At 39.5% G+C, this 5,841-nt stretch carries 7 protein-coding genes and 1 pseudogene; all 8 read left to right on the forward strand.

What is annotated here, in order from left to right:
- Positions 1 to 382: hypothetical protein (locus LC574_RS22835; RefSeq protein ID WP_229455827.1), on the forward strand; the 382-nt coding region annotated here is incomplete at its 5' end.
- Entirely contained in the window at positions 379 to 1,053 is a 675-nt protein-coding gene (locus tag LC574_RS22840) for a hypothetical protein (protein WP_229455829.1), read from the forward strand. The genes LC574_RS22835 and LC574_RS22840, both read left to right, overlap by 4 nt.
- Positions 1,054 to 1,124: 71 nt before the next feature.
- Positions 1,125 to 2,597 (forward strand): hypothetical protein, encoded by a 1,473-nt coding sequence (locus LC574_RS22845; RefSeq protein ID WP_229455830.1) that lies wholly within the window; start codon positions 1,125 to 1,127, stop codon positions 2,595 to 2,597.
- A gap of 63 nt (positions 2,598 to 2,660) precedes the next feature.
- Entirely contained in the window at positions 2,661 to 3,062 is a 402-nt protein-coding gene (locus LC574_RS22850; protein ID WP_229455831.1) for a hypothetical protein, read from the forward strand.
- A gap of 128 nt (positions 3,063 to 3,190) precedes the next feature.
- The gene (locus LC574_RS22855; RefSeq protein ID WP_229455832.1) at positions 3,191 to 3,463 is read left to right on the forward strand and encodes a hypothetical protein; all 273 of its coding nucleotides are present in this window, start codon (positions 3,191 to 3,193) and stop codon (positions 3,461 to 3,463) included.
- Positions 3,464 to 3,466: 3 nt separating this feature from the next.
- Complete coding sequence (locus LC574_RS22860) at positions 3,467 to 3,610, forward strand: hypothetical protein (protein ID WP_229455833.1); 144 nt, start codon at positions 3,467 to 3,469, stop codon at positions 3,608 to 3,610.
- 34 nt (positions 3,611 to 3,644) lie between these two features.
- Positions 3,645 to 4,433 carry a BRO family protein gene (locus LC574_RS22865; protein ID WP_229455834.1) on the forward strand — a complete coding sequence of 263 codons (789 nt, stop codon included), beginning with the start codon at positions 3,645 to 3,647 and terminating at the stop codon, positions 4,431 to 4,433.
- 110 nt (positions 4,434 to 4,543) lie between these two features.
- Positions 4,544 to 5,733: pseudogene (locus LC574_RS22870) on the forward strand (IS1634 family transposase).
- Positions 5,734 to 5,841: the final 108 nt, after the last annotated feature.

The following is a 5,841-nucleotide window of genomic DNA, read 5'->3' on the forward strand; positions in this document are numbered from 1 at the left end:
GATCGCTGACATCAAGCAATCAATCGCTGAAAACTCCAAGCAACAAACAATGTTGGAACAACAGCTTGAGTTTGAAAAGGAGCAAGCCACAATTGCTGATGCCAGATACAAGTCAGGGTGTTTACCAATTGTGGCAACGGTCTACCCTCATAAGTACGTAACTATTGTCAAGGGTAAGGTAATCTTTGACCGGATCACCCACTCCCCATTACCATTCGGTACTGTGGTCTGTGATGCCAATGGCAATACTGGTGTGATTGGTGATCGGGGAGCAGTCGAGGCTATTGCTTTTACGGGCAACAGAGATTTAGTTGCTACTCGACTTAAACGCTTTCGTGGCGGCACATACAGTCAACCTATCGACAAAGGAATAAACCAATGAACAATACATGGCCCAAAAACGAGACGGGACACCCAAAAACTAACCCTGCTTTGAGGCTTTTGTATTGGGGACTGGTGATTGCTGGCATTTGGTTTGCCTACCTGAATATTCAACCTTATGAAAGAGCCGTATCATTTATGTTCGGTAAAGCCACCAGCAGTGCATTTATTTCTTTAGTCGCCGCAATTCCCCTAATCAATGGTCTTGCTGCAATATTATCAAAGAGTCTTTCTTGGATACTCGGAGCAATCCTTTGGAGTGTCATTCAGATAATTGAAGTGTTACCACTGATTCTCTATAACAATGAAAAATTTATAGAGAAGATTGTCTCTGAGGCAGATGGGCGTTCCCGCTATCAAGAAAAAGAAACGGATGATCCAACACTCAAAATGCTTAAACGCACGTACAATCACCTGCCAATCTCTGTTGTCAGTAACTTAGAGGTGTTGAAAATCTTTACCTATACGGTTGATTTTTTGATTTGCCTTACGGTTTATTCCCCAGTTGAGAGTGGTAAAATTTCCGACTTGATATTTATTTTGGCGACAGGCCAGTGGGGCAAGTTGGATTACGGTAATCTGGCGCTGGCACTGATTACCTTGTTTGCAATTGAGGTGATTGTCGCATTAATTATTTGGGTTGGTAAACTGTCTTACGCCATTAAGACTTGAGGGAGACGATTAGCGAATGCGTGGAAAATTACCACATATTCGCTACTTTTTTAAAACTTTTACATATATATATGGATATGACGCGCTTTTCGATTAATAAAACCCAGAGAACCCCACAAGAGTGGAGCGTGATTGCTTTTAAAGCTACTACTGAAAACAATATTCAATGGAATATTGCAGGTGGGTTAATTATCGCAGCAGTTGCAGCAAGTGCAACCTCGCCTCTCACAGGGGCGCTCATTGCAGGATGGACGTTATATAGTAGTTTTAAAAAAGCTCAATCGATTCAACGTAATCAAGCAGCTATTAGAGAATACGGCTGTATCGCCCATATTCTCGACGGGGATGATTTTCGAGGATATATGCAGCAAGTGGGCAAGGATTCTGTAGAACAAGAATTACAATTTGCTAGTAGCCAAAAGTACGCTTTTTCTAACGCGGCAATTGATTATGTTGAAGATGCAGAAGTAATCAATTCTTCACCCAAATCATTGATTACTTCTGGTTCCCCACTCCCCACAAAGGCGTATTCATCACTTGCAAACACAAATACTCAATCATCAGTTCATAACCCCACTTTAGTTATAGATATAGTTCGAGAAATTGCAAGACCTATTCGTAACTGCATCATTTTTGGAATTGGTGGAAGCGGTAAAGGAATGCTGGTTGCTAATGCCCTACGTCGAATCAAAGCCGAAAACCCAAACCGCAAAATCTTTTATATTGATCCCAAAAGTGAGCCAGGGGAATATGGTTATACAGAAGGTGTGGTTGACATTGTTCGGCGTAAAAAATGCAAAAATCAACCTCCTGAAAATATTTGTAAATGGATGGATGAGGTACTTGATGGAACCAACGAATCAATCGGTTACATTGAATGGGCTAATAATCAAGAAGAATCTTTATTAGTCATTGACGAAGGTTCTACCCTTGGAGATGCTGCTAAAAAATGCCGAAACGAGCGCATTGGCACATTGATTTTACATATTTCTTCACTTGGCGGTTCTAGCAAGGAGAATGTTTGGCTACTTGCTCAGTCTCCTTATGTTGGGCCACTAGGGTTAAATTTATCAGCTACTAGCCAAATTACAGCAGTTGCCATCATTTCAGACAAGAATACTAACATTTTAAAACAGTGGAAAAAGTCACCGATTCTCGAAATGATAGATTTAGTAAATCTCAATACTTTAATTAAAGCCTCTCCCTGCAACCGCGCTGTGTTCTTTGGTGGTAATTCCACATGGGGCGCAATGCCAGAACTACCGAATTATTCTGCCCTTGATCGGGACAACGATAAGCCAACAGGAGATTCATTATCAACCGAACAACGGCAACAGTTGAGAACTGCGACAGCTACTCAACTGAGTCCTTCCGGGCAAATGATTGATTTTTTGGAGCGGACACGACATTCTACTTTAGAAGATTTTATCGTCAAAGAATTGGGAGAAAATGAGCGTGCTGATCAATTAAAAACAGCAATTGTCACACTTATCCGTCAAACTGACCATCAAGGATTGATTTACAAATTTAAAATTGATGTTTGATTGGAGATTTTATTCACTTCTGCCTCGAATCTCATTAATTATTGAACCAATTAGACTCACATAATGCGTAAATCCTTAACTTCATTTGAATACGCTAGGAACTGGTCAATAACTTGCCGTCGTGTCTATCGTCTTCAAGGCCGTTGCACTAATAATCCCTGGCATGGCAAAGCTACGATAGTACATCATCTACATTATCGGCGATCGCTCCTGCGCCGGATTTTGGGAATGTTTTTACTGCATTTTCCTCGTGCTTCCGTGTCTGGTTACGAAATTCCTGGCTGGGATTGTGTAGGGGTATGCTCCCGTTGCCATGAAAATTACTACGGCAGAAGTAGCAGCCGCACCTCAGTTCACTACCATCAAGTCTGGGTACAAAAAGGTGGATTAAATAATCATCAAACTTGGATTAAAGCGACATCTCTACGAATTAAGTTTTGCTTTCTGGCGTTAACCCGTAGTTGACATTTCCTCTTTCATCATTATTCACAATTTTTTTTACGGATGATTATCTTAATTTTTTTGGTGTCATGAGCGATAAATTAACCACAGCATTACAATAACTTTCAATAAGTCCAGTTAAGCAAGACAGATTGGCTACCCTGCGCCTAGAAAAACGGTACGGCGCTTCTTTACTAGAAATTATTAATCAGATGGAAAACTATGCCATCGTTCACCAATCTATTGAAGACGAAAGGGCTAAACCCAAAAATCAGTTGATTATCCTTTGCTGCTATGGCTGTCTTTGGGGCGCAGTTATCGGAATTGCGACGTTGTTTATTAAGCCCAGCGTGACTGTGGCGGCGATGACTTTAGGTTTTACTGCCGGGGTGTCAGGGAAATTGTTGCTTCAAAAAGGGGAATAAATCATGAAACGCAGAATCATTGATTTAAGCGGCGAAAAGTACATTAAACAAATCTTAGGCGGTTATGTAGAAGACAAAAAAGAGTCATCAACTCAAAATCAACAGAATCAATCTGAATCTAACGCTGATTCTCAACATCAAATTTGAGCGATCGGATAACAATAAAGGAGAGATTTTACTTATGTCAGACCTATCAGTTTTCGTGTTTGAGTCTCAAGAAGTTCGGTTCGTCGGTACACCAGAGAAACCAGAATGGGTCGCTGCGGATATTGTCGCTATATTGTATCCACGGGCAGATCCGCGTAACTATTCCAACTATCTAAGCAAGGTTCCCAGCGCATGGAAGGATCATAAACCAATTATGACCCCTGGCGGAAAGCAGAAAATGGCAACGCTTTATGAACCGGGGCTGTATTATTTGATTGGACGCTCTGACAGTCCGATTGCTGTGCCATTTCAGCAATGGTTATACGAAGATGTTCTTCCCTCTATACGTCGCACCGGGAAGTACGAAATGCCCAAGGCGGAGCAACAACAAAATACCAAACCCACGCTTGATGAACTCCTTAACTTTGGACAAAAGATTCTGTCTGGCACAAGGCTTAGTGCAGAACTTCAAACCATCACCATCCTTCGAGGTGTACAAGCGCTGTGTCCTGAAATAACCCCAATGGCACAGGAGTTGGTCGGAGCAATTCAAGAAATCGTTGCGACTCCCGACCGACATTTGTCTCCAACTGCAATCGGCGAATTATATGCCGAACGCAACGGACTATCCAAGCCCATAAAACCCCAAATAGTTAATCGTGTTTTGGAATCTGCTGGTTTGCAAACCAAGGAGGTTCAAATCAACACTGACTCTACTGGTAACCCACATTCCGCAGATATTAAAGCGGATTTAATAAATATGAATTGGAGAATATCAAGTCTGAAACGATTAGCTGGTAATTATTTCAGGCTTTTTTTCTAGTAAAATAATTGAGTGAGGCAGAGATAGGAAAAACCATGAAAGAGCCAAAAGAGACAATAAAAATCCTAGATATAGACCATTTAGGAATAGTAGCAGGAATAATAGACGAGATGGAATTGGTAGAAGAAGTCAATAAAATAGTAGGAATAAAAGTAAAAGAAACCCTAAGTCCAGGACAAGTAATGAATCTTTGATTTTGAATGGATTAGGGTTTTTGAGCGCCCCATTATACCTATTTGAAGAGTTTTTTGTAGGAAAAGCAACAGAACATCTAATAGGAACGGGAGTATTGCCGGAGCATTTGAATGATGACAAATTAGGGAGAGAATTAGATAAATATTATCAAGTAGGGACAACAAAATTATTTACAGCAATCGCCATAAAAGCAGCTGATAAATTCCAAGTAGAAATGAATAGTATTCATTTAGACGGGAGTTCAATGTATGTACATGGAGAGTACAAAAAAGAGGTGGAGTCAAAAAAGGAAGTCAATCAAGAAACAGAAGTAAATAAATCAGAATTAGAGTCAGAAATGAAACCCATAGAAATTGTTCATGGATATTCAAGAGACCACCGACCAGACTTAAAACAATTTATCATTGATATGATAGTGACAGGAGATGGAGATGTACCATTATATTTAAAAATAGATTCAGGAAACATAGATGATAAAAGTGTGTTTGTAGAAAGATTAAAAGAATTTAAAAAGCAATGGACGTTTGAGGGGATATGTGTAGCAGACAGTGCCTTATATACAGCGGATAACCTAGAAGCAATGAAAGGATTAAAATGGATAACTAGAGTGCCATTAAGTATAAAGTCAGCGCCAAATAAAATCTTAAATATTGAGCCAAAAGAATGGATAGATAGTCAAATATCAGGATATAAAATAGCGACGAGAGAAGCGGAGTATGGAAATATAAAGCAAAGATGGTTAATCATAGAAAGTGAGGAGCGAAAAAAATCAAGTATAAAACAAGTAGAAAAACAAGTTGAAAAGCAGAAAGAAAAAGCAGAAGCATCACTGCGTAAACTGTCCAGGCAGGAATTTGCATGTCAGCCCGATGCTAAAGTAGCGATAGAAAAGCTATCAAACTCCTGGAAATATCACCAAATAAAAAAAATTGAATACTCAGAAAAACCCGAGCATAAAAAAGCTGGAAGACCGAGTAAATCGACTGAGCCAAATCAAATAAAATACCAAATTAAAGGTCAAATAGAAACGAGACCAGCAGTGATTGAATCTGAAAAAGTTAAAGCCGGAAGATTTATATTAGCCACGAATATATTCAAAATTTAGATTTTATTGAACCAGATACAGATTTTTTAGAAGTAGAAAAAACGAGAATATATGCTCCATTAACACGTCCTAATGGTGTACCTCATACTCAGGTAGAATACAAATTAA

The sequence above is a fragment of the Nostoc sp. CHAB 5715 genome (genome assembly GCF_020829685.1).
Lineage (GTDB): Bacteria > Cyanobacteriota > Cyanobacteriia > Cyanobacteriales > Nostocaceae > Nostoc.